Source organism: Brachyspira sp. G79, assembly GCF_002379365.1.
Classification (GTDB): domain Bacteria; phylum Spirochaetota; class Brachyspiria; order Brachyspirales; family Brachyspiraceae; genus Brachyspira.
Genome location: NZ_JQIU01000008.1, coordinates 983,257 through 1,008,842, shown reverse-complemented (window position 1 = coordinate 1,008,842; position 25,586 = coordinate 983,257). Strand labels below are relative to the sequence as shown.

Genomic DNA, 25,586 nt, shown 5'->3' with positions numbered 1-25,586 from the left:
TTTAATTACTTATCTATCATTATATTGAGTATTTCGATGTCCGTACCTTTCATACCTTCTTTAGCCATTCTTCCTATGCTGTCAATAGTAGCTTCAATATTATCTTTTACAAGACCGTCTCCAGATTTGAACACTTTTCCGTCTTTTGCTAAATTATAAGCAAGTATTCCGCAGTCAAGAGCCTCTGATATTTTTGAAGCACATGAGGATTTAGCACCATCGCAGACCATACCTCCTATAGTACATAAAGCATTTGTAATAGTATCACAAATAATTTTGTAATCGGCATTATTAAGATATGCTATACCAGAAGCAGCACCAGTTGCAGCACAAACAACTCCGCAGAATGCTGAAAGTTTTCCTATATGTTTTTTCTGAAGTATTGCAATCAAATTTGAAAGTACCAAGGCACGGTATAGTTTTTCTTCAGAGGCATTCATTTCTTTAGCATATATTATAACAGGTACAGATACAGTTATACCCTGATTTCCGCTTCCAGAGTTTGTAACTACAGGCATAGGACAGCCGCCCATTCTGGCATCAGAACCTGCAGAAGCATATGCCTTAGCTCTGTTGCGTACATCTTCACCGTAATATTTTATTAATGTTTTTCCTACACCAGAACCGTAATCATTTTTTAATCCTTCTTCGGCTATTGCAGAGTTTAAATCAATTTGTCTTTTAATGGTTTCTCTAATATCTTCTATATTGACTTCATTTGCAAAGTTTAATATGTCTTTTATATTTAAAAGTTCTCTGTCATCATGTTCTTTTTGTTTTAAAGAATTATCAGCAGAAAATAGTTCATTACCATCTTTTATAATCCTTGTTATATTGGTATGTGCATTTTTTATTTCTACTAATGCAGAAGAATCTTTGTATTTAGCTTCTATTATAATATGCAAATTTTCAGAACCTTCTATCAAATCACATTGACAAAAGTTATTACTTATAAGTTCTTTAGTTTTTTCTATATCTTCTTTTTTAATTGATGATAAAACTTCAAGATTTTTATTAGCATCTCCTCCCACTATACCTAAAACAGCAGCTACATCAATACCCTTTAATCCGCCTGAGTTTGGTACAGTAACACCTTTAACATTTTTAATAATGTTACCACTGCATTTTACATTTACAGAATCAGGCATATTTCCAAGTACTTCTCTTACTTTAGCACCTGCAAAAGCTATAGCTATTGGTTCGGTACAGCCTAATGCAGGTATTAGTTCTTCTTTTAATATATTTATATAACTACCATATAAAGTTTTATCCATAATTATTTGTCCTTTCAATAAATGTATTATAATTAGTATTATATTATTCTTTATATTCAAAATCAATATTTTTAATAAATTATTTATTTTAGTTTTATAAAAAATTTACGATTTATAAAATTAAATGATTTATTTTATGAAAATATTATTTTTTTTATAATAGTATTGTTTACACTATTGATTTTTTTCTATTTTATGATATTTATAACAGATAATTTTTGAGAGAATTAAATTATGATACCTAGATTACATTTAAAAATAGTAGCAAGATTTAGAGAAGTTTTCGGACACAAAGGCGATACAAAATTATACTTTGCTCCCGGAAGAGTAACAATAATAGGGGAGCTTATAGATTATTCAGGCGGAGATACTATAACTACTGCTGTAGACAGAGGTACTTATATAGTTACAAGAAAGAGACCTGATAATAAAGTTAATATATATGCCCATTCTTTTAAGGCAAAAAAATCATTTACTTTAGATGATTTAGAAAGGAATAAAGAAGATGAATGGGCTGTTTATTTTAAGGGCGTTTTTTTTGTTATTTTGGAAAAAGAGTACAAAATACATGGTATGGATATTTTTGTTTATACCGATTTGCCTTTTAATACATCTTTGGCATCTTCAAGTTCATTATGTGCTTGTTTAACGTATGCTGTTTTGGATATTAATAATATAAAAGATGTTGATCCTATAGAAATGGCAAAACTTTCTTATGAAGGCGAAATAAAATATGCTTCTCATAGAACTTCTTTAAGTGATCATGTTACAATATTTATGTCTAAAGAAAATACATTATTTTTCTTTAATATGAAAACACTTAAATATGAATATTTTGATTTTAATTTAGGTGACTATTGTATGGCTGTTGTTAATAGTAATAAAAAAAGAACTTCAAGCGACAGTGAATATAATGCCAGAAAAAGAGAATGTGAAAATGCATTAAAAAAACTTAAGGATAAAAAGCCAAATTTAAAATCTCTATCAGATTTAAAGCCTAAAGATGCTGATTTTATAAAAGATACCCTTCAAAATAAAGAGCAGAGACGTGCTTTATATGTTTCAGCAGAGCAGGACAGAGTAAATCAGGCGGTAAAAGCTATTAAAAAGGGTTCTGTAAAAGATTTGGCTAATTTGATACTTAAAACTCATGATGGTTTGAGTAAATTATATGAGGTATCTACTGCTGAACTTGATATATTGGTTGAAGAAGCCACTAATATGGACGGAGTTTTGGGTGCTAGAATGATAGGTACTGGGTTTGGAGGCGGAGTTTTATTATTTCTGAAGAAAACTGAAGTTGAAAACGTTATAGAAAATTTATATGCTCATTATAAAGAAAGAACAAGAAGAGATGCTGATGTTTATATATTAAAGCCTTCTAATGGCACAAGAGTTCTTCCTACTGAGGAATAATTTTTTTAGTGACTATAAATTATACATTATCATTTTATTAATAATTAAATATAGTAAAATTAAAATTTTGTATATATTAAATCTGCATATAAATTTGTATATTATGACTTTTTAATATATAATAGTTAGTTATATTATAATAGGAAGTGGTTTTATGACATTATCTGAGATAAAAAATACAGTATCAAATATTAAGGAACAGTCTGAAATATTAAGGGGGTATCTTTGACCCTGATTCTATTTATAAAAGGGTTAAAGAGATAGATGAAATATCAGCTAAAGATGACTTTTGGAATGATAATATAAAAGCTCAAAAATTAATGAAAGAGAGAATGCTTCTTCTCGATAAGATAGAGCCTGTAGAAAATCTAATAAAAAATTCTAATAATATATATGAACTTGTAGAAATGGCTATAGAGTCTAATGATACAGAAATGGAAAAAGAACTTGAAGGCGAATGTTTAGAACTTCAGCGTATTTTTGATGAACTTGAAACCAAAAATCTATTTTCTGGAGAATTTGATAGTAAGAATGCATATTTAACTTTGAATGCGGGTGCAGGCGGAACAGAAAGCTGCGATTGGGCTTCTATGCTTTCAAGAATGTATGTACGTTTTTGTGAAAGACATGGTTTTACTGTTGAAACTACTGATGAACTTCCAGGTGATGAGGCTGGAATAAAACAGATAAGTTTTTATGTTCAGGGGCTTTATGCATATGGTTATTTACGTTCTGAGATAGGTGTTCATAGATTGGTGAGAATATCTCCTTTTGATGCCAATGCTAAAAGACATACCTCTTTTGTGGCAGTTAGTGTTATGCCCGATATAGATGAAGATATTGAAGTAGAAATAAACCCTTCAGATTTGAGAATAGATACATATAGAGCTTCAGGGGCAGGCGGACAGCATGTTAATAAAACTTCATCAGCTATAAGAATTACACATATACCTACTAATATAGTTGTTCAGTGTCAGGCAGAAAGAAGTCAGCATAATAATAAAGATATGGCTATGAAAATGCTTAAAGCAAAACTTTATCAGCTTGAAAAAGAGAAACTTGATAAAGAAAAACAAAAAATAGCTGGAGAGAAAACTGATATAGCTTGGGGAAACCAAATTAGAAGTTATGTTTTTCAGCCTTATCAGCTAGTTAAAGATTTAAGAACTGGGCATGAAACTGGAAATATGAACTCAGTTATGGACGGTAATATTGATGAGTTTATATCAGCATATCTTAAACAGCAAATAAAAAAATAACAATTTTTTATATAATTTAAAATTACTAATATAATCTTTTATTATAAAATAATCAAAAAAACTTTATGCTTTATGTAGTTTTAGTAAAATAAATTTTACTATTTATCATATAAATGAAACTTTTATTAAATAATATTATGTTAATTATTGACATTTTTATACATAAATAGTATAGTGTCTATAAATAAAACATGGAGAATATTATGTTTAAAAAGATTACGCTTGTAGCAGCTATGATATTAGTTTTAGCTGCTGCTATGCCAAAAAAGGCAGAAGCTGCTTATTCTGATGGTGCAGCAATAGGAGCTTCATTATTTTTTGGATATCCAAATCAGGGTTTAACTTTAGTAGGACAATTTAAAGGTGTACCTTTGATGTTTGGTGTTCAGGCTGTTGCCAATATAGTTAATACTGGTTATCAATATTTTGGTGTTGGTTTAACTATGGATTGGTGGGGATTAAAAATACCTTTGGGTAAAGCAGGGGAGTCAGATGTTCATTTTTATTTAGGACCTGGACTTGCTGCTGATACTGCTTTTGGTTCAGATTATTGGTCTATTAATGCAGGATTAAGAATGCCTATAGGTTTCTCTTTCTTAATAAAACAAAAATGGGAGATTTTCTTAGAACCTGCACCTGTTCTTAATGTTATACATGCTGATAGTTATGGTGTATCTTTGTTAGGTCTATATCTTGGAGATACTGATGATAGACATAGAAATCGCTGGAATTTTGGACATTTTCTACATCTAACATTCCAGTTCGGATTCAGATATTGGTTCTAATATAAAAATGTAATTGAAATTAATGGCCTCGCTTTTTATTTAAGCGGGGCTTTATTTTTTGTAAAGATAATTTCTTTACTTTTCGATATTATTTTTTATATTTATTAAAAATAATAATTAAATACTAATTTGGACTTTTATACTATGTTTAGAAAAATGGCAGTTTATGCTTTTATAATAATTTCTTTTTGTTCTATTTTTTCATTATCATCAAAATTATATGCCGATTACCCAGATGGAAGCAGTGCTGGATTTTTTCTTAGATTTAGTTTCCCAAGTCAGGTATCTTTAGGTGTAACAGGAAAATTTGATGTTGTTCCTTTTATGTTCAGCGGTATATTTAATGTAGGTATATCTTCTAAAGGCTGGGCATGGATAGGATTAAGTGCTAGTGCAGATTGGTGGGGATTAAAGCATAGACTTGGAGAGGCTGGAAAATCAGATGCTTGGCTTTATTTTGGGGCGGGGGCTGAGGCTGTTGCAGAGTTTGGTAATAATTATTGGAATATAGGTTTAGGTTTTAGAGTTCCTCTTGGTGTTTCTTTTATAGTTGATAGAGATTGGGAGATATTTTTGCAGATTGCACCTGGACTTAATGTAATAGCTGTAGGTAGTGAGGGATTTGGTACTTTTGGTTGGTATCCTAGTCATACAGGCTGGACTTTTGCCAAATTTTTTAGATTTTCTGGTGATTTTGGATTTAGATATTGGTTTTAAATAATTTAATCCATTTTCTGACTTTCTAATAATTTTTTTATCTCTTCATTTGCTGAGTTATTTATTAGGTTTATGGCATTATTATCTATAGAGGCATTATTTATTATAAGTGTTCTGCACATTTCGTAATTATTATTTTCTATTGATATGCATAATGGAGTATATCCCCTTATTTCATCTTTTATATCAGCATACGCTCCATTTGACAATAATTTTTTTACAGCATATATATTATTATTTTTCACTGCCATATGAATAGGAGCATATCCTTTATAAATATTGTTTAATTCTGTCTTTGAATTTATTAGTATATTCATAGCTTCAGTATAGTTATTTTCAGCTGCGATATTTATAGGCATTGCATTATTATTATTTAATATATTAAGATTAGCATTGTATTTTATGAGCAAGTTCATGACATTTGTATATTCTATTGATTTGTTTAAGTTCATTACTGCTAAATGCATAGCGGTATTACCGTTTTTATCTTGTATATTAGGATCAGAATTTTTTGATAGTAAAAGACTTACACTTTCAAGTAATTTATTAGAATCATTTTCTATTACATACTGCAAAGGTGTTTTGAAATTGGCATTTGTATTATTAACATTAGCACCTAATTTTATTAATTCTTCCGCTGCTTGAATGGAACCAGCACCTACAGCATAATGAAGCATTGTATTTGTATCTTTTGTATCTACATCTATCCCCAAAGTTTTTACCAAATAGTTTATATTTTGAGCATTATTTCCAATAGAAGCAGATTTTATTAATGATATAACATCTTCACTGTTCATAAGAAGATATATATTTTTATTTAAGTAAAGCTCTAATATTTTTGGGTTTGCATATTCTGAAGCTAGAAACTCACTTCTTGGTTTTTCTTTCATTTGAAAATTAATATTAGCCCCAGAATCTATTAACAATTTTACACTTTCAAAGTTATTATTAATAGCAGCAATGTCCATAGCAGAATAGTATGAAACATTTATATTTTTATTATTATTTGTGATATTTGTATTTTTATCTAAAAGTATGTTTAAATCGGTATATGGGGAGTTTTTTAATGCGTTTATAGAAGAGGTTTGATTATTTTCTGCAGCTATATGCAGCAGAGAATATCCTCTTTCATCTTTAGTATTAGGGCTTACATTTTGAGATAATAATGTTTGTATAGTTCTTACATCTCCTATTTTGACAGCATTTATCATTTTGTTTTCATTTTCAGTTACAGCGTATAGATTTATGATATTTATAAATATAAGAGCTATTATAATTTTTTTCATTATTAGTCCTATTAATAATATTATGTATACTAATACTATATAATAATCGTTTTTATATTAATTTTTATTATAATTTTTTTGTGATATTTATTTTAATTTATGTAAATATAAGAATAAAAATATTGAAAAATAGGAAAATATAATATATACTTATGCTAATCTTTGGAGGTTTTTAAATGGCAAGCATAGAAAGAGAAAGAGCTATTGAATTATTTAAAAAATACAATGAAGAGCAGTCTCTATTTAAACATGCTTTATCTGTAGAGGCAGTTATGAGATATTTTGCTAAAAAATACGGCGAAGATGAAGATGAGTGGGGTATGGTTGGATTTTTGCATGATATGGATTATGAGAAATATCCAGATGAACATTGTATAAAAGTTAAAGAGATACTTGAAGAAGAGGGACTTCCAAGAGATTTTATACGTGCTATTCAAAGTCATGGTTACGGACTTTGTACTGATATTGAGCCTTTAAACAATATGGAGAAAACATTATATGCGGTTGATGAGCTTGCAGGTTTTATTACAGCATGTGCTTTAGTGAGACCTTCAAAGAGTTTGGACGATATGGAAGTAAAATCAGTAAAGAAGAAATTAAAAGATAAAGCATTTGCAGCTAAAGTTGATAGAACAGTAATAAATAATGGTGCTGATATGTTAGGAGTTCCCATTGATGAACTTATTAAAGAAACTATACAGGCACTTATACCTATACAGGAGAGTATAGGTCTTAAGAAAATTTCCTAAATTACGGATTTTGTGCTATGAGTAAAATAAAGATATTGACAATAGTGGATATGCAAAATGATTATATGGAAGGCGGTCCTATGGCAGTAAAAGGTGCTGTAAAACTTGTACCTATAATCAATGATCTTATAAAAAATGGAGAATATGATGCTATAATTGCCACTCAGGATTGGCATCCTTCCAATCATATATCATTTGCCTCTACTCATGAAAAAGAGCCTTTTTCAAAAATAAAAGTAATAGATCAGGATACAGGAGATGAAGAGATATTAACTCTTTGGCCTCGTCATTGTGTTGCAAGGACTTACGGATCGGCTATAGTTGATGGGCTTAGAAAGAAGAGAGACTACATATATGTTCAAAAGGGTGTTGATCCTGATGATGAGGGAAATTCTGGTTTTTCTTATATGCATAAAGAGTTTATCGATGCTGCAAGAGAAAATAAAGAAACGCTGATACTTGATTTTGTTGGAGTTGCTTTGGATTACTGTGTATTTTATACCGCAAGAGATACTGCAGAATATGTAGCTTCTATTGATGCTGAGTATTTAGTCAGTGTTAATGTGCTTGAATATGCATCAGCTGCTGTTAATCCAGATGTAATAGAAGGGCTTTATTCATCATGCCCTCTTATTAATCTTAAAAAGGTTAGACTGTGAAGATTATTAGGCTTGATAAAAAAGAATATTCTAAAAAAGCCTATATTTATAAAAGTCCTATAGGGGATTTAATAATTACTTCTAATGATGACTGTCAATATATTACTTCATTAACATTCGATTTAAATGATAATCAAATTATTATAAAAGATGAAGAGCCTTCCATTATAAAAAGAGTAAAAAAAGAACTTGATAATTATTTTTCTAAAAACAGCAGTACATTTACTGTAGATTTAGGAGTATATGGTACAGATTTTCAATATAAAGTTTGGATTGAAACTTCAAAAATACCTTTCGGAAAAGTTTTGACATATTCTGATATAGCGAAAAATATTTCAGATAAAAAAGGAAGTATAGCAAGGGCTGTAGGCACAGCTGAAGGAAAAAACAATATAGCTATTATAATACCTTGTCATAGGGTTGTAGGTTCTAACAGAAGATTAACTGGTTATGCTGGAGGATTGGATAAAAAAGAATATCTGCTTTCTCATGAAGGATTTAATATCGTAAATCTTAAAATTATGCCTTAATGATTTTTGTTTAAAGAGGTTGTTTTTTATGCTTAAAAAGACTTATAAAACCAGCAGACTTTTTTTAGTTCAGCCGAGCATAAATATGGCAGAGAGTATAACCGATTTTTACAGCAGAAACAGAAATTTTTTTAAGCAGTTTGACCCTCAAAGACCTGAAGTTTTTTATAAAGTTAATACTCATAAAAACATCATAAAAAGAGAACTTGAAGAAATTAAAGCAGGAAGAATGCTTAAATTTTGGATTTATAAAATAGAAGATAAAAAAAGAATTATAGGAATGATTAATTTTACTAATATATTTATGGGAAGTTTTTTATCATCTACTGTAGGCTATAAATTAGATGAGTTTGAACAGCATAAAGGGTATATGACAGAAGCATTAAAAGCAGCAGTAATAATAGTTTTTAAAGAGTTAAAACTTCATAGAGTGGAAGCGAATATTATGCCTCATAATAAACCTTCATTAGAATTGGCAAAAAGATTGGGTTTTGAATATGAGGGACTTGCAAAAAAATATTTAAATATTAACGGTAAATGGGAAGACCATATTCATATGACTATAATAAATGATGAAGTATAAAATTATGTCAAATTATAAAGTATATCTATTGAAGTTTTTTTTATTTTTATTATACTTTATAAAATGAATAGAACTAATCAGTTTTTTGATAAAATTTTTCAGAATTTCGATAAGGTTTCTGATACTGAAAAGAAGAAAGTATTTCAAAGATTATCTACGCTTTGGTATTCGCAAAATATTATCATAGAAAATCTCGAAGAGGGTATAATAGCAATAGATAATGAAGGAATGATACAGGGAATAAATAAAAAGGCTTGCTTCTTATTTTCAATACCTAGAAACTCCGAAGGAAAATCTCTTTCAAAATGTATGCCTGATAATGATATAGGAAAAACTATACTTGAGCTTATTAATAGCAGCGACTTAGAAACTAAACTTTTAAAAGATAATGAAAATGAAAGAATACTTCAGATAAATATACTTCCTATAGGAGAGAACGGAAGAATTATAGGTACGCTTATAAAAGCATTCGATATAACAAAAACTTATGAGAGTGCTCAGAAACTTAAACGTGCAGAACAGCTTGCTTCTCTTACAACTCTTGCTGCTGGTGTTGCACATGAAATAAAAAATCCGCTTGGATCTATTTCTATATATGTTCAGCTTATAGATAAGATAATAAAAAAGAATATGGATAATGACTGTCAATGCTATAAGGATTTTAAAGAATATTCTGATATTATCAAAGAAGAAATTGGGAGGCTTGAAGATACAATTAACTCATTTTTGTTTTCTGTACGTAAACTAGAATTAAATATTGAAGATGTTAATATAAATGCACTTATTCTTTCTACAGTTTCATTTTTAAAATATGAGATAGAGAAAAATAATGTTAGTATAGATATAAAATTTGATAAAGACAATTTAATACTAAAATTAGATGAAAGATATATAAAACAGGCTTTAATTAACATAATACAGAATGCTATTGATGCTATGAATGATAATAAAGATAATGAAAAAGATCATAATAAAAAAGAGATTTATATAAAATTAAAAACTATTGATAACTATGCTATTATAAGTATAAAAGATACTGGCATTGGAATGAAAGAAGAGACATTAAATAAAATATTTGAACCTTACTTTACAACCAAAAGACATGGTACAGGACTTGGACTTACAAATGTAGTGCGTATAATAGAGGCACATAATGGCAATATAACAATAGAAAGCGAATATGAAAAGGGCAGTGAGGTTATAATAAAATTGCCTTTAAAGCAAGAAAATCAAAAATTTTTAAATACGGATTTATTAGATTATGCCTAAGATATTAGTAATAGATGATGAAAAAAATATAAGAGATGGTATCAAAAAATCATTAGAGTTTGAGGGTTATGAAGTAGTAACTGCAGAAAACGGAGAAAAGGGTATAGAAACCGTTTATAAAGGCGGAATAGATTTAGTTATAACGGATTTAAAAATGCCTGAAAAAACAGGAGAGGAATTTTTAAAAGATATACTTGAGTTTGATAAGCATATACCAGTTATAGTTCTCACAGGGCATGGCAATGTTGAAACTGCAGTTGAGATGATGAGGTTAGGAGCTTATGACTTTATGACTAAGCCTTTTAATCTTGATAAAATGCTTTTAATAATAGCTAGAGCATTAGAGAGCAAAAATATAAAAAAGACTAATGAAACTTTAGAAAAACGTGTTGACTACAATGAAAGTTTTTACGGAATGATAGGTCATAGTGCTAAGATATTAAAAGTTTATGAAGCAATAAAACAGGTGGCTAGAACTAAAGCTACAGTTCTTATAGAGGGAGAAAGTGGAACAGGTAAGGAATTAGTAGCAAGTGCTATTCATCAAATATCTGACAGAGCGAAACAGCCATACATTACTGTAAACTGTGCGGCACTTTCTGAAGGTGTACTTGAAAGTGAATTATTCGGTCATGAAAAAGGTTCTTTTACAGGTGCAGTTGATAAAAAGATAGGTAGATTTGAGGCAGCAAATAAAGGCACTATATTTTTGGACGAAATAGGGGAGATTAATCAGGCTGTTCAGGTTAAACTTTTAAGGGTGCTTGAAGAGAGGGTAATTGAGAGGGTAGGTTCTAACACTCCTATTGATGTTGATATAAGAGTGATTGCTGCTACAAATAAAAAATTGTCTGAAGAGATAAAAGCAGGTAAGTTTAGAGAGGATTTATATTATAGACTTAATGTTATAAAAATAGAGATGCCTCCTCTTAGAGAGAGAAGAGAGGATATACCGCTTTTGATAGATAATTTTATTAAAGAGTTTTCAAAGGTACATTCTATAGAAATAAATTCTGTTGATAAAAAAGTTTATAAAATATTATCGTCTTTACAATGGGATGGTAATGTTAGAGAGCTTAGAAATACAATAGAAACTATGGTTGTAATGTGCAGAGATGGTAAAATAGATGAAAACAGTATTCCTGATTGGGCATTGAAAAGCAGCAGTAATGATGATTTTGTTGTTGAAGAAAATGTTACTTTGGAAGAGCTTGAAAAGATGTATATTAACTATCTTCTTAGCCATAATAATTTTAATAAAGCTCAGGTTGCAAAAATATTGGGTATTGAGAGGGCTACACTTTATAGAAAGTTAAAAGAAGATTCTAAAGATTAATTATTTTATTAATAATAAATTGGAGGAGCTAATAAAAAACACTCCTCCTTAAAATTATTTTATTTTTTATTAAATCTATTAAAAAAATATTATTTAACTATAGTCATTATAACATCGCCAACTTCAACATCTCTATGTTCAGTTTTTTCTAATGATTTTAATTCTGAGAAGTTTGGTATTATAATAGGTGAAGTGATATCATATTCTTTTTCAATTTCTTCTTTGTCAAATTCTATTAATAAGGCTCCAGCTTTTACTTTACTTCCTTCCTTAACATGAGCTTTGAAATGTTTTCCTTTTAATTTAACAGTATCCATTCCTATATGCACAAGTATTTCTACACCTTTAGCAGATATTCCTATAGCATGATTACTGTCTACCATAGTAACAACTTCACCATCAACAGGAGAATAAACTTTTCCTTCATAAGGAATAATAGCCATTCCATCTCCAAGTGCCTTGCTTGAAAAAGCTTCATCTTTTACTTCAGTAACATCAATCAATTTTCCTTTTACAGGACTTTTTATTTCAATTTTTTTAGAGAATAAACCCATATAATGCCTCCTCATATTTTTTATAATTTTATCATAAAAGTTTTTAAAGTAAATAACCTTATATGTAAAATAAGTAAAATATATAACTATTTGTTTGTTAGTTAACAAAACTAACAAAAAGTGCTTGATAATATCATAAATAAGTACTATACTAGTAATATATGTAAAAATTATTGTTTTTTATTATTGTAATTTATAAAATTATTTTTTATATTAATGACGAAAATATAATTGTAAATAATTTTTAATAATAAAAGATAATTATTTTTTTTATTTTTTATGGAGGATATATGTTTAATTATCTACAAAGAATAGGTAAATCTCTAATGGTTCCAGTAGCTGTACTTCCTGCTGCAGCTATTTTGTTGGGTATTGGTTATTGGATTGACCCTAATGGCTGGGGAGGAGGAAGCCCTGTTGCGGCATTCTTTATTAAGGCAGGCGGAGCTATTATTGATAATATGCCTATATTGTTTGCTATTGGTGTGGCATTTGGTATGTCTAAAGATAGAAACGGAGCTGCTGCTTTGGCAGGACTTGTTGCTTTTTTGGTTGTAACAACTCTTTTAGCACCTGCTACAGTTGCTATGATTCAAAGTAAAGATGTTGCTGAAGTACCTGCAGGTTTTGCTAAAATTAATAACCAATTTATAGGAATACTTTGCGGAGTTATAGCTGGAGGTTTGTATAATAAGTTTGCTGAGGTAAAACTGCCTGAATTTTTGGCATTTTTCAGCGGAAGAAGGTTTGTACCTATAATTACTTCTGTAGTTATGATGGTAGTATCTTTCATCTTAATGGTTATTTGGCCTGCAATTTATGGTGCTTTGGTAGCTTTTGGTGAGGCTATAATAGGTCTTGGTCCTATAGGTGCTGGTATATACGGCTTCTTCAACAGACTTTTAATCCCTGTTGGTTTGCACCATGCTCTTAACTCAGTATTCTGGTTTGACGTTGCTGGTATTAATGATATACCCAATTTCTTAGGCGGTCAGGCTTCCATAGATGCTGGTACTGCTACTATAGGTGTTACTGGTATGTATCAGGCAGGATTTTTCCCTATTATGATGTTTGGTCTTTTAGGTGCTTGTGTGGCTTTTGTAAAAAATGCTAAACCTGAAAATAAAAATAAAATTAAATCTATAATGCTTGCAGCTGGTTTTGCTAGTTTCTTTACTGGTGTTACTGAACCTATAGAGTTTTCATTTATGTTTGTAGCTCCTGTATTATATGTTATACATGCTTTGCTTACTTGTATATCTTTGATTATTTCTGCTAGTATGAAATGGATGGCTGGTTTTGGATTCTCTGCTGGTTTAATAGACTTGTTATTATCTACTAAAAACCCTCTAGCTACTCATTGGTACATGCTTATTGTACAGGGTATAGTATTCTTTATACTTTATTTTGTTATATTTGATTTTGCTATTAGAAAATTTAATCTTAAAACTCCGGGAAGAGAAGATGATGATGAAGCAGAAATAGAAGTTACTGTTTCAGGTGATGCTTCTTATGCAGAAAAAGCATTATTACTTCTTCCTTTACTTGGAGGTATTGAAAATATAGTTGATATTGATAATTGTGCTACTAGATTAAGATTAGAAGTTAAAGATAATACTATTATACAGGCTTCTGAAATTAAAAAATTGTTCCCTGGTGTTTTAACTCCTGGAAAAACTTCTGTACAAGTAATTGTAGGACCTAAAGTACAGTTTTTGGCTGATGAGTTTAAGAAAATAGCTAAGAAATAATTAATTATTATAACATTTAAAAGTATTATAACCTGCAGTATTATTATTTTACTGCAGGTTTTTTATGTGTATATTATATAGAAATAAAATAAATATTGTGTTAATATTATAATAATTAAATATTATGAGGCTTAATAATGAAAGATAATAAAAAAAATATAAAATTTATACTTCCTTTAAGCTTGTTAGGAGGAAGAGGAAATATATTAAAAGTGAATAATTGTGCTACTAGATTGAGACTCGAATTAAAAGATATAAGTAAAGTTGATGTTGAAGAGATAAAAAAATATTATCCAGCTGTACAAAAAATAAGTGGTACAGAACTACATATAGTAGTAGGTACTAATGCCAGTTTGCTTGCAGAATCTTTAGAAAGAATATTGGCTTCTGATGATAGTTCATGCAATAGGGCATTACTGCTTATTCCTTTGCTTGGAAACAGAGAAAATATATTAAAAGTAAATAACTGTGCTACTAGACTTAGACTTGAAGTAAAAGATATAAATAAAGTTGATGCTGAAGAAATAAAAAAATATTATCCAGCTGTACAAAAAATAAGTGATACAGAACTACATATAGTAGTAGGTACTAAGGCTTTTTCTTTGGCTGAGGAGCTTGAAAAAGTATTGAATATTCCTAATACTTCTTCTGGTGAAGATAGTAATGAAAACTGCTATGGAAGCAGAGCTTGGGCTATTATTCCTTTTATTGGAGGAATAGAGAATATAGTAAAAGTGAATAACTGTGCTACTAGACTTAGACTTGAAGTAAAAGACATAAATAAAGTTGATGCTGAAGAAATAAAAAAATATTATCCAGCTGTACAAAAAATAAGTGATACAGAACTACATATAGTAGTAGGCACTGATGCTAGTTTGCTTGCTGAAGCTTTGAAAAAATTATTAGAAAGTCAGAAAGTAAAAACAGTTTTGCTCCTTCCTTTGGTTGGAGGAATAGAGAATATAGTAAAAGTAGATAATTGTGCTACTAGATTAAGACTTGAAGTGAAAGATATGAGTAAAGTTAATACAGAAGAGATAATGAAGTATTATCCAGCTTTAGAAAAAATAAATAATAATGAACTTCATATAGTAGTAGGTACAGACGCTAATTTACTTGCTAATGAGTTTAAAACATTTACTTTATAAAAATAAAAAGTATATACTCAAATAAACATAGTTTTTCAAAAAATAATTTTTTAAATTTGTATATTTGCTGTACTTTGCTGCGAAGTTATGCTAGCACCTAATACCAGTTCTTAGATGCTATCCATCCGTAACTGAAGGAAATACTGCTATGTATGGGTATGGTACACCTTCTGCTAGAACTAAGTCTATGCCAACTCCACTTTGTTATGTAAAAAACTAAATTTTTAGATTAAATTTGGGTATTATCATACATTTAATATGTAATACCTACATATAAAGCTGTATCAATTGAGTTTTTAGCGAATAGTATTCAAAGGATAAAAACTTTGACGAAGTAGCCTTTTATGTATGTTTTATGCATGTGTGTGCGGCAAAAAGTTGATAATACATTGAGCAATTTAAATTGACAAAATAAAATTGTTTCAGTATATTATATTTTCAATTTAAAATTAAATAATTTTTTGATATAATATTAAGTTTTATAATTTATACTCTGTAAAATAATTAACTTTTTCTATTATGATTAAACTTCTTATTATGTTTTAAGTGAAAAATACATAATTTCATATTTATTTTCATGTTATTGATTATAAATGTGAAATATAACAATAAAAATCTATTTATATGTTATAAAAACTTGACAATTATATAAAAAGCTATTAAACTTTAAAGATATATGATTTTTTAATAATTTGTAATTTTTTTTGCTTAAAATAATTTTGATATATTAAGTATATGCATGACTAAAATAATAATATTTTATAAACAAAAGGAAGGGCTACATTATGTCAAGTATAAAATTTGAGCATGTAAGAAAAGTATATGATAATAAGGTAGAAGTAGTTAAGGATTTTAGTTTAGATATAGAAGATAAGGAATTTGTTATTCTCGTAGGTCCATCTGGCTGTGGAAAATCTACTACACTTCGTATGATAGCAGGATTAGAAGATATAACAGATGGTAAACTCTATATTGGGGATAGATTAGTTAATGATGTAGCTCCAAAAGATAGGGATATTGCGATGGTTTTTCAGAACTACGCTTTATATCCGCATATGTCAGTATTTAAAAATATGGCATTTGGTCTGGAATTAAGAAAAACTCCGAAAGATGAAATAAAAAAACGTGTTGAATGGGCAGCTAAGGTTCTTGATATAGCTCATTTATTAGACAGAAAGCCCAAAGCATTATCAGGAGGTCAGCGTCAGAGGGTAGCTTTAGGAAGAGCTATGGTAAGAAATCCATCTGTATTTTTATTAGATGAGCCTTTATCAAACCTTGATGCCAAATTGAGAGTGCAGATGCGTACAGAATTAATTAAACTTCATAAACAGCTTCAAACTACTTTTGTATATGTAACTCATGACCAGGTAGAGGCCATGACTATGGGTACTAGGATTGTTGTTATGAAAGATGGCGATATTATGCAAGTTGATGATGCTAAAACACTTTATAATAGTCCTAAAAATTTATTTGTAGCTGGATTTATTGGGGCTCCTCAGATGAATTTTATAAATGCTGTTTTAACTAAAAAAAGTGGAAAGTGGTATGCTAGTTTTGACAGATATGAAATTGAACTTAATAACGAAAGAATTTCAAAAGTTGATGATTCTTACGATGGAAAAGAAGTTGTACTTGGAATAAGACCAGAAAATATTTCTTTATATAAAGATAAATCAGAAAGCAGTTCTCCAAATTTAATACAGGCTATTATTGATGTTATTGAGATGATAGGTTCTGAAAGTTATTTATATATGAACTTTGGAGATTCTCAAATTACTATAAGGATAAATACAAGTGATGATTATGAAAGAGATCAGCAGGCATTTATGGATTTTGATTTAAATAGACTTCATATATTTGACAAAGATACTCAGAAAAATATTTTAGTAGAGCAGTAAGTAATAATAAAATAGTAATACTAAAATAAGGCTTTGCTTTTTGATGCAGAGCCTTATTTATTATAAATATTTAAATTATTAAGATATTATGCTGTCTAATATTTTAAATAATTCTTCTTTACTTTCGCATTTCATAAGATCAATTTTTTTTTCCATTTTATATCCAGTAAGATATTTCATAACAAATTTACGCATAAAATGTATGCCGCTTATTTCACCATACAACTCACAGCATCCGTTTATATGTTCTTTAATAATGTTTTTTAAGCTGTCATTTTCTGTTATATCATTATTATAATAATCATTATCTTCAAATATTGTATTAAGCTCTCTAAATATCCAAGGATTGCCAACAGCACCTCTTCCCACCATTATGCCGTCTACATTTGATATATTAAATGCTTTTAATGCATCTTCTTTTGTTTTTATATCCCCATTTCCTATTAGTATATAATCTTTTCCAAGTGCATCTTTTACTTTTGCTATAGCCTCCCAGTCAGCAGTGCCTCTGTATAAATCGCTTGCATATCTTCCATGCAATGTAAGAAAGCATGCTCCATTTTCTTTTAATGCTAATGCTCTTTCTATTTCCCCGCCTTCTCCTCGTTTTAATCCAAGTCTTATTTTTACGCTTACAGGTAAAGGCGATACGCTTTTTACTGCTTTTAATATAGAAATCATTTTATCTGTATCTTCTAAAAGTCCAGCCCCTCCGTTATTTTTTACTACTTTTTTTGTGGGGCAGCCCATATTAATATCTATAAATGAAAATCCGCTTAAATTGGTTATTTCTATTGCTTTTTTATAATCATCTTCATTAGCTCCGAATAGCTGAAGAGATATTGGGTATTCATCTTCTTTATGCTCCATATATCTGTAAGTTTTTTTAACCTGTCTTGCCAAAGCAGCAGCACTTACAAGCTCTGTTATAAGAAGTCCTGCTCCAAATCTTCTTGACAATCTTCTAAATACATAATCAGTATATCCAGCCATTGGTGCTAGAAAAAATCTTGATGGTATATTTATACCTTCTATTGTTATGCCTCTTTTCATACTTTCCTTAAAAATATATATAAATTTTTCTCTATAATATATACAATTAATAAAAAAACTTCAATATCATATCACTAAATAAAACTAATCTTAATTAATCAAGTTTTGCAGCAAATATAATTAATTATAAATATATGTTGACTATAAAATACACTATGATATAATAAAATAGTATGTACTAATAACGTTAGAGGTATTGTGTGGATATATATGATATAGTAGATAATCCAGAAAAGCAGCTTGAAGTATTTTCAGGTATTATCAAAAGAATGAATGCCAGCAGTGATCATGATGAAACTTTGGTTACAATCATATCAGAAATAAAAACTATAATGTATACAGATTCTATTCTTTTATATTTGGTAGATCAGGAATTGTATAATCTTCACTACGAAATGTCCATAGGTCCTTTAGGGAGTAAATTTTTCGGAAATATTATAGATAGTGAAAGACCTCTAGCTGTAAGAGCTTATACTACATCATCTTCATTATATTCTAATGATCCTCAGGACGATTCTGCTTTTATTCCTATGAAAGAAGTATTAGGAGAAGAGCTTAAAAATATATTATTTGTACCTCTAAAAGTAAGAAAAAAAATATAGGCTCATTATTTTTAATAAATAAAAAAAATGGTAAGTTTATAGAGCAGGATACAGTTGTAATGTCATTATTTGCAAATATTGTATCTTTAGCTTTAGTTAATAAAATGGTATATGACAGAGCACAGTCAAGGGCTTATGAGGTTGGTGCTTTGTATCAGATGTCTATTTCTATTAATAAATGCGAAACTATAGAAGAGATACTCAATGATAATATTAGTATAGTGTGTGAGGCGTTTGAAGCTCATCGGGTATCTGTAATATTAAAAGAGAATGGAGTTTTCAAGTTTAAGGCTGGTATTGGTATTGATGAAGATGTTCTTAAATATGGAGTTGTAACTGTTGATGACAATGTACTTTCAGAAGTTCTTCGTACTGGAAAGCCTGTTTATTCTTATGATGTAGACAGAGATAGCAGATTCAGACCTAATAAAAATCTTAGATATAAAAGAAATAGTTTTATGGTAGCTCCTATAGTAGCGAAAGATGAGATAATAGGTTTTCTTTCTGCTACAGAGAGAAATATTGATAAGGCATTTAATTTAAGTAATTTATCGCTTTTAGAGATGCTTGCTCAGCAGATAGGCGAGAATTATATGCATGTATTATTATCTGAAGAATCAAAAATAAAAGAATCTTTAACAGAAGAGATTAATTTTACAGAACAGCTTCAGAAAAGCGTACTTCCTAAAGAGTTCCCTAATGATGGTTTATTTGATATAGCAGCGGTAAGCATACCAAGTAAAAATGTAGGTGGCGATTTCTACGATTATATAAAGATAAGTAATACTAAATATGCTCTTGTTATAGCTGATGTATCTGGTAAAGGTTTGGGGGCTGGATTTTTTATGACTATGACACGCTCTATACTTAGAGTGTATTTTTCTGAGATGGACGATCCTGCCAAAATATTAGAATCTGCCAATAAGCATATATACAAAGATTCCAATAATGGTATGTTTGTTACTTGTTTCCTTCTTGTTATTGATACTGAAAATAAAACTCTTACATATTCTAATGCAGGACATTTAACCCAGTATTTAATTAAAAAATATCAAATTAGTTCTTTAGATTCTATATATGAAATGCACACTCATGGTAAGCCTTTAGGATTTATTGAAGATGCTTCATATCAAAATAAGCAGATTTCTTATTCTAACGGAGATACTATTATTTTATATACTGACGGTATCACTGAAACTTTCAATAAAGATGAAGAAGAATATGGCGAAGAAAGGCTTAAAAATATTCTTAAAAATGATTATGATGATGCTAAAGAATTAGTTGATGATATAGTTAATGAAACTATTTCTTTCAGAGGAAAAACTCCTCAGTTTGATGATATCACTCTTTTAGTTGCAAGATTATTATAATATTTTGTTGATATATTTGTAATTATATTATACTATACTAAATTATATTTGTTATGGAGATTAATATGAAAAAAATACTTTTATTAATTACAATTATGTCTTTATTTATAATTCAGTGTGGTAATAAAACTGATAATCAAACAAATGTTAATGTAAATACTGTTAATACAAATGAGTCAGTACAGTCAAATAAAACTATACCAGCAACAGAAATATTATCAAAAGAAGATGCAGCATTTTTAGAAAAAGTAAAAAATAAAATATTAATAGGCGGAAATTCTCAATATACTTTCAAAGATAACGGAGATATAGAGTATGTATTTGAGCATGGAAGTTATAGAGAAGATAAAAATTACATATTTGAATCTTCAAAAGATGGAACTAATGCCTACTATTATGAAACTTATAATATACAAGATAGATACAAAGAAGGACCAAGCAATATAGCTACAAATTATAAAGGCTTTTCAGTAATAAACGGAATTCTTTATGAAGATAATTATGCAGGCTATGAAGGCGACCCTATTGAAACAATAATGACTAAATGGGAAAAAGAAAATTATTATTCTAATTATTACTACAGAGAAGTAAAAGAAAATCCTAATTTTGATAATTTTCCTTATGAGAATAAAGCCGATGTAACTTTTGATGAGTACAATAGAATATCAAGAGGCATATTAATATCAAAATCAGATTACAGACCAGAAGAAGTAGGGGATATTAATAATTATAATTTTGATAATGTATATACAAATGGTTATAATGCTTCTATCGAATTAAAGAAAAATGATGACGGAACATTCTATTTCTATGCTGTTAACATAACTACAGATGAAAATGGACAAACAGTAACCAATATTCAAAGTACAGATGTTAGTAAAATGTTATTATCAGAAAATCAGTATGTTGAACCTTATTGCGGTATAGGTTCTCAGACTTTAGATTATGAAGAGGTTGTAGGTGCTGATGGAGGTTATATTATATCTATTCAGCCTATAAATATTGATACTATTATGGTAACAGAGCCTAACGGAAGCTATGGATTTACTGGTATATATAAAAAAGCTCCTGAAATAATAAATGCTGATGATAAAAGCACTAAAGAAAAAGCGTATTATAATGCCTGCAGATGGTATGCTGAAAATTACAGTGAATTAAATGATATTTTTAATAAAACTGTAGATTTTGATTTTGAGGGCGGCGGATATTATGAGATTAACATGGAGAATGTATATCTCTATATAGCTAAATTTGAAAATTCAGGATATTTTTCTGACAATTATATTAAAAATTTAGAAAATAGTTTTGAAGAAATAAAAAAGCATTTGGAAGAAAATAAACAAAATGACGGAGCTGTTGAGGGTATGGAAGCAGACTGGTTTTTAGCTACACAGGAAATTGATTATTATCTTAATATTATAACTAATGAAATGACGCTTAAAGATATAGTAAATTATGATGGAGATTCTCTATGCATAAGGAGTGATGCAGGAGAGTCTGTAATTTTAGAGGTTAAAAAATATGGTGATGAATGGCTTATTGAAAAATAAATAAAACAAATAATATAAATTTTTTAATAAAAAAATAAGGCTTTACTTAATTACTTAATTTGTAATGGTAAAGCCTTAATTATAAATTCAAAAAATACTATTTAATACTTTTATTCTTATTATACTTTTTATTAAGCACCCTAGAAGAGCAGTCCAAACTATAATCAGCAAAACTTTCTTTATCTTTCATATAGTATGCAAGTCCTGCTACCATAGCGGCATTGTCGGTAGTGTATTTTAAAGCTGGAAGATAGCATTCAAAATCTTTTGAGTTTCCAAATCTCTCACGAAGATAACTATTGCAGGCAACCCCTCCAGATAATGTAACTCTTTTTATACCGCTTTTTTGTGAGTATTTAAGAGTTTTTATATATAAAGGCTCTATAGCACTTATTTGAAAGGCGGTAGCTATATTTTCATTTGTAGCTTTGTATCCTTCTTTTAAATATTTTTTTGTAGAGTATACGCATGCTGTTTTAAGTCCGCTGTATGAGAAATTGTATTCATCTATACCGTTAAGTAAAATAACAGGGTATTTTATTGCTTCTTTATTTCCTTCTTTTGCAAGTTTATCTATTATAGGTCCTCCTGGGTATCCTAGATTTAAAAACTTGGCTACTTTATCAAAAGCCTCACCTACAGCGTCATCTAATGTAGTACCTACAACTTTATATTCTCCGTAGTCATGAACTTCTGTTATTATAGTATGTCCTCCAGATACAACTAATGCTATATATGGAAACTCTATATTATTTGTAAGATGAGGTGAGTAAATATGTGCTGCTATATGGTCTAATGCTAGTAATGGTTTATTTAGTGAAAAAGCCAATGCCTTTGCACTTCCTACTCCAACAAGAAGAGAACCTAAAAGCCCTGGTCTGTTTGTAACTGCAAATAAATCTATTTCCTCTAATGAGGTATCAGCATCTTTTATAGCTTTATCTATTACATAAAGTATAGCTTCCAAATGTTTTCTTGCTGCAATTTCTGGAACTACTCCTTGAAAATCTTTATGAGCGTCTATTGATGAGCTTAATACTGATGATAAAACTTTATTTCCATCTTCAACTATTGCCACAGAAGTATCATCGCAGGAAGTATCTATGCCTAATATTTTCATATGTTCTCCAATATATTTTTAGTGATTATAATATATATATTTATATTTGCAAATAGTTTTTATTAATTAAGAATTATATACTATCATTACTGCTTATATTTTTTAATATACTCTTTATTTCAAATGGGGAGAGATTTTTATTTTTTTCTTTAAGAAGAGCGACTATTCCAGATATATGCGGAGCAGCAAAACTGTTTCCAAGCATTGTCATATATGAATTGTTAACCCAAGGTACTTTTACATATAAACCTCTTGCCAAAAACTCTATGCAGTTGCTGTCTCTGAAATAAAACTCATATTTATCATCGCTTGCTATAGCTTCAACAGATATTACAGAAGAAAATATTGACGGTATGCTTGGTATGGGCTCATTATTATCAGCAGCAACTAAAGTTATATTTTTATAATATGCTTTGTCTAATAAATTATAAAAATTGCTACTGTATGTCTTATTTGTAGTTCCTAAACTCAAATTTATAATATCCATTTTGTTTTCTATAGCCCACTCTAAACCTTTTAAAAATACATCTACTTTTCCAGACAATTTATTTCCCAATACCTGTATGCTGTAGAGTTCAGCATCTTTAGCTATAGAATGTATTATTCCAGCACATGCAGTTCCATGTCCGTACTGATCATATCCTTTATAATCTTTAATAACAGCTTCATCATTTTCGTATTCTACTACAACACCTCCTTTTATTGGGTTATTATCTTTAAATGCATTATGAGAGGCTTCTATACCGCTGTCTATAATTCCAATTTTTACTCCCTTTCCGCTCAAACCTTTTAATATATCATCTTTATTTATATGGAATATTTCAGACTTCATAATTTATTTCCTTAACAGCATTTTTTCTAAATGTACTAAATAATTATTCAAAAATTGTTTACAGAAAACTAGTTCTCTTTCATCTATATTTCCTATTTTATTTAAAAGATTTGAAATTTCCAGTGCCTCTTTTAATATTGGGTTTTTAGTATATGAATCAAGCTTTTCAATAACTTTTTCTCTTTTAGAAATATCTTTAAGAGATGAGGCTAATATTTCTCTTATATTTCTATCAGTATAATTATCTTCAATAACAATAGAAGCTATTTTTGCAAAAGAATATAAATGATTCATATCCTGCTGTGAAAAATGAGAATTATCTTTTTTATTTATAACTTCCAAAACTCCTATAACTTCATCTTTTATTTTTATAGGTACTATTGCTATATCATCTATTTCTATTTTTATAGTATTTTCTGTATCATGCAAAGCAGAACTTACTGATTTATACATATCTTTGTTCTCTGATATATCTGCAATATTTAAAGCCTGTCCAGACATAAATACATTTCCTGCAATACCTCTGCCTATATGTACTTTAAAATCTTCAACCTTTTCATTGTTTATTGTCTTATATGCTTTTAATACTAAATATTCCATATCATCATCTAATAGAAGTAAATGTCCTGCTTCAGCATCTGTTATTGATACAGCAGTATCTATGATTATATTAAAACAATCCTCTTCCTGCTTTGAAGCTGTAATTAAAAGAGCAAAATCCATCTGCTTTATAAGTGAATCCAGATTTAAACCATCCATATTATATAATACCTTTATCAAAAACTATATTTAATTAAATATATTAATAGTATTATAGTATATTTAATTAAATATCTTTATATATTAATTAACATATTTTTATAAAACTTCAAGTAAAATATTTTATTTATGTAATTTTTATAAATAAATAAAATATTGTATAAAAAATTATATATTTATAATTTTTATTTATAATTATTTATTATACCATTAGTTTTATTATAGTAGTTTTTATATGATTTTCTGTTGGGGCAATAATAAATAGTCATTTTGGCATATCAAAATCGGTTTTCAGTAAGATTATTATTTAAATTATGGAAACATATTTAATTATTATGTTACTATTATCATATTTTTATATAATGTCTTATATTAAATTTAAAAAATTATTATAATGAAATTAATATTTATAAACACTCTTTTATTTTAAAATCTATTGCATCTTATATTTTTATATATTATTTTTATTATTTATTTCCTCATATTAAAATTTTATTATAGATATACATTTCGTGACATTTATTTCTTTTTGATTAGTACCTAAATATGTAATTTTACTTCTTGTTGAATTATTATATTCATATATAAGTCCTGCACATTTTATTTTGTCAAAAGCGGAATGTTCATATTTTACATCTGCCATACATAGATTATTATCTATATCATAAAATAAGATTTTTATAACATTACCGTTATCATCATATTCACGTGTAAGTTTATGAAATCCAAAAAACAATTTTTTTGAATTAAGATAAACAGTTTTATTTTCATTACTGTCATAATAAGTTTCTTCAGTAGGCAGTCCTATATCATTATAACTGTATCTGCATATTGCATATCCTGATGATATATTTTTATAGTTTCCGTTTTCATCTAAATAAGCATTTTCTATAATATTACCTTTTTTATCATATTCTATTGAATGAGAAGCATAACTTTCATAACATAAATATTCATGGCTGTATACATAGGCATTGATTTTATCATCATTGATATCATAATATGAAATATTAGTAATTCTATTATGATCATTATACATTATCAATTTTTATGATAATTATAATTGTTTAAAATATTATTTGT

24 protein-coding genes are annotated in these 25,586 nt (G+C 28.5%); 16 read left to right on the top strand and 8 right to left on the bottom strand.

The window, feature by feature from the left end:
- Positions 1-5: 5 nt before the first annotated feature.
- Positions 6-1,274, bottom strand: coding sequence for an L-serine ammonia-lyase, iron-sulfur-dependent, subunit alpha (locus KQ44_RS05825; RefSeq protein ID WP_096736628.1), 1,269 nt, complete (start codon positions 1,272-1,274; stop codon positions 6-8).
- Positions 1,275-1,508: 234 nt separating this feature from the next.
- Between KQ44_RS05825 and galK the strand changes: the two genes are divergently transcribed.
- From galK to KQ44_RS05805, 4 genes are all read left to right on the top strand, one after another.
- Complete coding sequence (galK, locus tag KQ44_RS05820; protein WP_096736627.1) at positions 1,509-2,690, top strand: galactokinase; 1,182 nt, start codon at positions 1,509-1,511, stop codon at positions 2,688-2,690.
- 154 nt (positions 2,691-2,844) lie between these two features.
- Positions 2,845-3,949 (top strand): peptide chain release factor 2 gene (gene prfB, locus KQ44_RS05815; RefSeq protein ID WP_096736626.1). Its coding sequence is split into 2 segments (ribosomal slippage): positions 2,845-2,916 and positions 2,918-3,949, totalling 1,104 coding nucleotides; the frame shifts between segments, so codons are not numbered across the junction.
- 203 nt (positions 3,950-4,152) lie between these two features.
- Complete coding sequence (locus KQ44_RS05810) at positions 4,153-4,734, top strand: hypothetical protein (protein ID WP_096736625.1); 582 nt, start codon at positions 4,153-4,155, stop codon at positions 4,732-4,734.
- A gap of 144 nt (positions 4,735-4,878) precedes the next feature.
- Positions 4,879-5,451 (top strand): hypothetical protein, encoded by a 573-nt coding sequence (locus KQ44_RS05805; protein ID WP_096736624.1) that lies wholly within the window; start codon positions 4,879-4,881, stop codon positions 5,449-5,451.
- 5 nt (positions 5,452-5,456) lie between these two features.
- Here the strand turns inward: KQ44_RS05805 and KQ44_RS05800 are convergent, their stop codons facing one another.
- Positions 5,457-6,737 (bottom strand): ankyrin repeat domain-containing protein, encoded by a 1,281-nt coding sequence (locus KQ44_RS05800; RefSeq protein WP_096736623.1) that lies wholly within the window; start codon positions 6,735-6,737, stop codon positions 5,457-5,459.
- A gap of 176 nt (positions 6,738-6,913) precedes the next feature.
- On the opposite strand from KQ44_RS05800, the gene KQ44_RS05795 reads away from it, so the two are divergent.
- The 6 genes from KQ44_RS05795 to KQ44_RS05770 all read left to right on the top strand — a co-directional run bounded on the left by KQ44_RS05795 (position 6,914) and on the right by KQ44_RS05770 (position 11,863).
- The gene (locus KQ44_RS05795) at positions 6,914-7,486 is read left to right on the top strand and encodes an HD domain-containing protein (RefSeq protein ID WP_096736622.1); all 573 of its coding nucleotides are present in this window, start codon (positions 6,914-6,916) and stop codon (positions 7,484-7,486) included.
- A 17-nt stretch (positions 7,487-7,503) separates the two neighbouring features.
- Entirely contained in the window at positions 7,504-8,145 is a 642-nt protein-coding gene (locus KQ44_RS05790) for an isochorismatase family protein (protein ID WP_096736621.1), read from the top strand.
- Positions 8,142-8,675, top strand: coding sequence for a methylated-DNA--[protein]-cysteine S-methyltransferase (locus KQ44_RS05785; RefSeq protein ID WP_096736620.1), 534 nt, complete (start codon positions 8,142-8,144; stop codon positions 8,673-8,675). Before KQ44_RS05790 ends, KQ44_RS05785 begins: the two co-directional genes overlap by 4 nt.
- Before the next feature lie 28 nt (positions 8,676-8,703).
- Positions 8,704-9,258, top strand: coding sequence for a GNAT family N-acetyltransferase (locus KQ44_RS05780; RefSeq protein WP_096736619.1), 555 nt, complete (start codon positions 8,704-8,706; stop codon positions 9,256-9,258).
- A gap of 63 nt (positions 9,259-9,321) precedes the next feature.
- Entirely contained in the window at positions 9,322-10,527 is a 1,206-nt protein-coding gene (locus KQ44_RS05775) for an ATP-binding protein (RefSeq protein ID WP_096736618.1), read from the top strand.
- Positions 10,520-11,863: a sigma-54 dependent transcriptional regulator gene (locus tag KQ44_RS05770; RefSeq protein ID WP_096736617.1), complete on the top strand. Its 1,344-nt coding sequence runs from the start codon at positions 10,520-10,522 to the stop codon at positions 11,861-11,863. The genes KQ44_RS05775 and KQ44_RS05770 overlap by 8 nt, the downstream gene beginning before the upstream one ends.
- Before the next feature lie 89 nt (positions 11,864-11,952).
- Here the strand turns inward: KQ44_RS05770 and KQ44_RS05765 are convergent, their stop codons facing one another.
- Positions 11,953-12,417 carry a PTS glucose transporter subunit IIA gene (locus tag KQ44_RS05765; RefSeq protein ID WP_096736616.1) on the bottom strand — a complete coding sequence of 155 codons (465 nt, stop codon included), beginning with the start codon at positions 12,415-12,417 and terminating at the stop codon, positions 11,953-11,955.
- Positions 12,418-12,707: 290 nt separating this feature from the next.
- Here KQ44_RS05765 and nagE point away from each other — a divergent pair, with 290 nt between their 5' ends.
- The 3 genes from nagE (at position 12,708) to KQ44_RS05750 (ending at position 17,217) form a co-directional block, all read left to right on the top strand.
- Entirely contained in the window at positions 12,708-14,168 is a 1,461-nt protein-coding gene (gene nagE / locus KQ44_RS05760; RefSeq protein ID WP_096736615.1) for an N-acetylglucosamine-specific PTS transporter subunit IIBC, read from the top strand.
- Positions 14,169-14,305: 137 nt separating this feature from the next.
- The gene (locus KQ44_RS05755; RefSeq protein WP_096736614.1) at positions 14,306-15,316 is read left to right on the top strand and encodes a PTS transporter subunit EIIB; all 1,011 of its coding nucleotides are present in this window, start codon (positions 14,306-14,308) and stop codon (positions 15,314-15,316) included.
- Between the two features lie 785 nt (positions 15,317-16,101).
- Positions 16,102-17,217, top strand: a complete 1,116-nt coding sequence (locus KQ44_RS05750) for an ABC transporter ATP-binding protein (protein WP_096736613.1) — start codon at positions 16,102-16,104, stop codon at positions 17,215-17,217.
- 78 nt (positions 17,218-17,295) lie between these two features.
- Here KQ44_RS05750 and KQ44_RS05745 read toward each other — a convergent pair whose 3' ends face one another.
- On the bottom strand, positions 17,296-18,270 hold the full coding sequence (locus KQ44_RS05745) for a tRNA-dihydrouridine synthase family protein (RefSeq protein WP_096736612.1): 975 nt from the start codon (positions 18,268-18,270) through the stop codon (positions 17,296-17,298).
- 200 nt (positions 18,271-18,470) lie between these two features.
- Between KQ44_RS05745 and KQ44_RS14880 the strand changes: the two genes are divergently transcribed.
- The 3 genes from KQ44_RS14880 to KQ44_RS05735 all read left to right on the top strand — a co-directional run bounded on the left by KQ44_RS14880 (position 18,471) and on the right by KQ44_RS05735 (position 21,792).
- On the top strand, positions 18,471-18,872 hold the full coding sequence (locus tag KQ44_RS14880) for a hypothetical protein (RefSeq protein ID WP_240516504.1): 402 nt from the start codon (positions 18,471-18,473) through the stop codon (positions 18,870-18,872).
- Between the two features lie 59 nt (positions 18,873-18,931).
- Entirely contained in the window at positions 18,932-20,242 is a 1,311-nt protein-coding gene (locus tag KQ44_RS05740) for a SpoIIE family protein phosphatase (RefSeq protein ID WP_240516503.1), read from the top strand.
- Between the two features lie 65 nt (positions 20,243-20,307).
- Positions 20,308-21,792, top strand: coding sequence for a hypothetical protein (locus tag KQ44_RS05735; protein WP_096736611.1), 1,485 nt, complete (start codon positions 20,308-20,310; stop codon positions 21,790-21,792).
- A 97-nt stretch (positions 21,793-21,889) separates the two neighbouring features.
- Here the strand turns inward: KQ44_RS05735 and tsaD are convergent, their stop codons facing one another.
- The 4 genes from tsaD to KQ44_RS05715 all read right to left on the bottom strand — a co-directional run bounded on the left by tsaD (position 21,890) and on the right by KQ44_RS05715 (position 25,542).
- A complete protein-coding gene (gene tsaD / locus KQ44_RS05730) occupies positions 21,890-22,912 on the bottom strand; it encodes a tRNA (adenosine(37)-N6)-threonylcarbamoyltransferase complex transferase subunit TsaD (RefSeq protein WP_096736610.1) in 1,023 nt (340 codons plus the stop codon).
- A gap of 73 nt (positions 22,913-22,985) precedes the next feature.
- Positions 22,986-23,744, bottom strand: a complete 759-nt coding sequence (locus KQ44_RS05725) for a S8 family serine peptidase (RefSeq protein ID WP_096736609.1) — start codon at positions 23,742-23,744, stop codon at positions 22,986-22,988.
- 3 nt (positions 23,745-23,747) lie between these two features.
- Positions 23,748-24,503 carry a GAF domain-containing protein gene (locus KQ44_RS05720; protein WP_096736608.1) on the bottom strand — a complete coding sequence of 252 codons (756 nt, stop codon included), beginning with the start codon at positions 24,501-24,503 and terminating at the stop codon, positions 23,748-23,750.
- 484 nt (positions 24,504-24,987) lie between these two features.
- The gene (locus KQ44_RS05715) at positions 24,988-25,542 is read right to left on the bottom strand and encodes a hypothetical protein (RefSeq protein ID WP_096736607.1); all 555 of its coding nucleotides are present in this window, start codon (positions 25,540-25,542) and stop codon (positions 24,988-24,990) included.
- Positions 25,543-25,586 lie beyond the last annotated feature (44 nt).

What these genes read in the sequence shown, in the direction of transcription:
- KQ44_RS05825 (WP_096736628.1), bottom strand. Translation starts at nt 1,274, where the DNA reads ATGGATAAAACTTTATATGGTAGTTATATAAATATATTAAAAGAAGAA.
- galK (WP_096736627.1), top strand. Translation starts at nt 1,509, where the DNA reads ATGATACCTAGATTACATTTAAAAATAGTAGCAAGATTTAGAGAAGTT.
- KQ44_RS05810 (WP_096736625.1), top strand. Translation starts at nt 4,153, where the DNA reads ATGTTTAAAAAGATTACGCTTGTAGCAGCTATGATATTAGTTTTAGCT.
- KQ44_RS05805 (WP_096736624.1), top strand. Translation starts at nt 4,879, where the DNA reads ATGTTTAGAAAAATGGCAGTTTATGCTTTTATAATAATTTCTTTTTGT.
- KQ44_RS05800 (WP_096736623.1), bottom strand. Translation starts at nt 6,737, where the DNA reads ATGAAAAAAATTATAATAGCTCTTATATTTATAAATATCATAAATCTA.
- KQ44_RS05795 (WP_096736622.1), top strand. Translation starts at nt 6,914, where the DNA reads ATGGCAAGCATAGAAAGAGAAAGAGCTATTGAATTATTTAAAAAATAC.
- KQ44_RS05790 (WP_096736621.1), top strand. Translation starts at nt 7,504, where the DNA reads ATGAGTAAAATAAAGATATTGACAATAGTGGATATGCAAAATGATTAT.
- KQ44_RS05780 (WP_096736619.1), top strand. Translation starts at nt 8,704, where the DNA reads ATGCTTAAAAAGACTTATAAAACCAGCAGACTTTTTTTAGTTCAGCCG.
- KQ44_RS05775 (WP_096736618.1), top strand. Translation starts at nt 9,322, where the DNA reads ATGAATAGAACTAATCAGTTTTTTGATAAAATTTTTCAGAATTTCGAT.
- KQ44_RS05770 (WP_096736617.1), top strand. Translation starts at nt 10,520, where the DNA reads ATGCCTAAGATATTAGTAATAGATGATGAAAAAAATATAAGAGATGGT.
- KQ44_RS05765 (WP_096736616.1), bottom strand. Translation starts at nt 12,417, where the DNA reads ATGGGTTTATTCTCTAAAAAAATTGAAATAAAAAGTCCTGTAAAAGGA.
- nagE (WP_096736615.1), top strand. Translation starts at nt 12,708, where the DNA reads ATGTTTAATTATCTACAAAGAATAGGTAAATCTCTAATGGTTCCAGTA.
- KQ44_RS05755 (WP_096736614.1), top strand. Translation starts at nt 14,306, where the DNA reads ATGAAAGATAATAAAAAAAATATAAAATTTATACTTCCTTTAAGCTTG.
- KQ44_RS05750 (WP_096736613.1), top strand. Translation starts at nt 16,102, where the DNA reads ATGTCAAGTATAAAATTTGAGCATGTAAGAAAAGTATATGATAATAAG.
- KQ44_RS05745 (WP_096736612.1), bottom strand. Translation starts at nt 18,270, where the DNA reads ATGAAAAGAGGCATAACAATAGAAGGTATAAATATACCATCAAGATTT.
- KQ44_RS05740 (WP_240516503.1), top strand. Translation starts at nt 18,932, where the DNA reads ATGTCATTATTTGCAAATATTGTATCTTTAGCTTTAGTTAATAAAATG.
- KQ44_RS05735 (WP_096736611.1), top strand. Translation starts at nt 20,308, where the DNA reads ATGAAAAAAATACTTTTATTAATTACAATTATGTCTTTATTTATAATT.
- tsaD (WP_096736610.1), bottom strand. Translation starts at nt 22,912, where the DNA reads ATGAAAATATTAGGCATAGATACTTCCTGCGATGATACTTCTGTGGCA.
- KQ44_RS05725 (WP_096736609.1), bottom strand. Translation starts at nt 23,744, where the DNA reads ATGAAGTCTGAAATATTCCATATAAATAAAGATGATATATTAAAAGGT.
- KQ44_RS05720 (WP_096736608.1), bottom strand. Translation starts at nt 24,503, where the DNA reads ATGGATGGTTTAAATCTGGATTCACTTATAAAGCAGATGGATTTTGCT.
- KQ44_RS05715 (WP_096736607.1), bottom strand. Translation starts at nt 25,542, where the DNA reads ATGTATAATGATCATAATAGAATTACTAATATTTCATATTATGATATC.